The sequence below is a fragment of the Arhodomonas sp. KWT genome (genome assembly GCF_010993615.1).
Window position 1 is genome coordinate 1 of the sequence record NZ_WNXE01000303.1, and the last position, 2,380, is coordinate 2,380.

The following is a 2,380-nucleotide window of genomic DNA, read 5'->3' on the forward strand; positions in this document are numbered from 1 at the left end:
TACCTGCGCGGCTGGGACGAGTGGGACAAGTACTCCGTCATCCTCAGCCCCTCGGACCGGGCGGGCATGAACCACATCGCCTACAAGGTGGAGTCGGACGACGACCTCGACGTGTTCCGCCGGCGCATCGAGGCCTACGGCGTCGAGGTCGAGGAGTGCCCCGCCGGCAGGCTGCCGGACTGCGGCCGCAGCCTGCGTTTCCACCTGCCGAGCGGTCACCTCATGTATCTCTATGCGCAGAAGACCTACGTCGGCAAGGCGGTGAGCACCACCAACCCGGAGCCGTGGCCGGACGGACTCAAGGGCGCCGGCGTGCACTGGCTCGATCACGCCCTGCTGATGTGCGAGCTCGACCCGGAGAGCGGCGTGAACAAGGTCGAGGAGTCCACCGCCTTCATGCAGGACGTGCTGGATTTCAAGCTCACCGAGCAGGTGCTGGTCGGCCCCGACGGCGACATCAAGGCCGCGACCTGGCTCGCCCGCACCAGCACCCCGCACGACATCGCCTTCGTCGGCGGGCCGGTGAAGGGCCTGCATCACTGCGCCTTCTTCCTCGACGAGTGGTCGGACGTGCTCAAGGCCGCGGACGTCATGGCCAAGAACAAGGTCAAGATCGACGTCACGCCCCAGCGCCACGGCATCACCCGCGGGGCGACGATCTACTTCTTCGACCCCTCCGGCAACCGCAACGAGACCTTCGCCGGCCTCGGCTACCTCGCCCAGCCGGACATGCCGGTGATCACCTGGACCGAGGATGAGCTCGGGCGTGGCATCTTCTACCACACCGGCGAGCTCAACGAGGCCTTCACCACGGTGTACACCGAGGGCGCGTGAGCCCATCCCCGCACGGCGCCCCCGCGGCGGGGCGCCGCGGACACGGAGGAGTCCCATGGCCGCAGCCGTGACCGAGACCACCCCGGGCAGCGAGGGGCCCGTGACGGTCAGCGTCGCCCGCCGGGTGCGCCCGGGGTGCGAGGCGGAGTACGAGCGCTGGGTGAGCGGTATCGTCCACGCCGCCGAGGCGTTCCCCGGGCACCTGGGGGCGTATGTCCTGCGTCCCTCGGCGCAGACGGACAACGAGTACGTGCTCATTTACCGTTTCGATACCTACGCCCACTGCCGGGCCTGGGAGCAGTCCACGGAGCGGCGCCAGTGGGTAGATGCCCTCGACGACATCGTCGAGGGCGAGGCGGCGATCAAGCGCGTCACGGGCCTGGAGTTCTGGTTCGACCTGCCGGAGGTGCCGGCGGCGGCGAAGCCCTCGCCCCACAAGATGGCGCTGACGCTCACCGTCGTGGTCTACCTGATGCTCAGCCTGGTCAAGTGGGCGCTCTCGCCGGTGACGGCGGGCCTGCCGGGGCCGGTGGCGCTGTTCATCGTGGTGGCCGTGCAGGTGGTGCTGCTCACCTATGTGGTGATGCCGCGGGTCACCCGGCTGCTGAAGGGCTGGCTGTACGGCTGAACCGTGCGTTCATGCCCGACCGCCGCCCGGGGCGTCGCCCTTTTTCAGCCGGTACTCCACCTGGCCCCGACGCAGACCGAGCAGCCGGGCGGCCGCGGAGACGTTGCCGCCGGTGCGCTCGAGGGCACGCTCGATCATCAGCCGCTCCAGACGCTCGAAGGACGGCAGGCGCTCGATGAGCTCGTCGGCGAGGCGCTGCTCGCGCTCGGTGACGTCCGCCCGCTCCGGATCGTGGCTGGGCACCAGCGAGCCGCCGGGGGCGAGGTCGAAGGCGGTGCTCGTGAGCTGCTCGCCGCCGGCGAACAGGTGCTGGACGTCGACGCTGCCCTCCGGGTCGGCGAGGATGACGCCGCGCTCGATCATGTTCTCGAGCTCGCGCACGTTGCCCGGCCAGTCGTAGTCGTTGAGGGCGGCGTAGGCCCGCGGGGTGAGCCCGTGGACGGTCTTGTCGCAGCGCTTGACGCTCTTTGTGAGGAACAGCGCGGTGAGCAGCGGGATGTCCTCGCGGCGCTCGCGCAGCGGCGGTATCTCGATGGGGAAGACGTTCAGCCGGTAGAACAGGTCGGTGCGGAAGCGCCCGGCCTTTACCTCCTCGCGCAGGTCGAGGTTGGCGGCGGCCACCACACGCACGTCCACCCGGCGGACCTCGGTGCCGCCGACGCGCTCGATCTCGCGCTCCTGGAGCGCGCGTAGCAGCTTGCCCTGGGCCGGCAGGGGCAGGCTGGTGATCTCGTCGAGGAACAGCGTGCCCCCGTGGGCGCGCTCGAAACGCCCGGCCCGGGAGCGGTCGGCCCCGGTGTAGGCACCGCGCTCGACGCCGAACAGCTCCGCCTCCACCAGGTCCGGCGGGATCGCCGCGCAGTTGACCGACAGCAGCGGCCCCTGTGAGCGCGGACTGATCGAGTGCAGCGCGCGGGT

General features: G+C 70.3%; 3 protein-coding genes. 2 read left to right on the top strand and 1 reads right to left on the bottom strand.

Annotated features, from left to right (window positions below; translation table 11 throughout):
* Window positions 1-834: catechol 2,3-dioxygenase (locus G7A99_RS18175; RefSeq protein ID WP_163142820.1), on the top strand; the 834-nt coding region annotated here is incomplete at its 5' end.
* Between the two features lie 55 nt (window positions 835-889).
* Window positions 890-1,462 (top strand): antibiotic biosynthesis monooxygenase, encoded by a 573-nt coding sequence (locus G7A99_RS18180; RefSeq protein ID WP_163142823.1) that lies wholly within the window; start codon window positions 890-892, stop codon window positions 1,460-1,462.
* Window positions 1,463-1,471: 9 nt separating this feature from the next.
* Here the strand turns inward: G7A99_RS18180 and G7A99_RS18185 are convergent.
* Window positions 1,472-2,380 (bottom strand): sigma 54-interacting transcriptional regulator (locus G7A99_RS18185; protein WP_163142826.1); only part of this gene is annotated, 909 nt, incomplete at its 5' end.

What these genes read in the sequence shown, in the direction of transcription:
- G7A99_RS18180 (WP_163142823.1), top strand. Translation starts at nt 890, where the DNA reads ATGGCCGCAGCCGTGACCGAGACCACCCCGGGCAGCGAGGGGCCCGTG.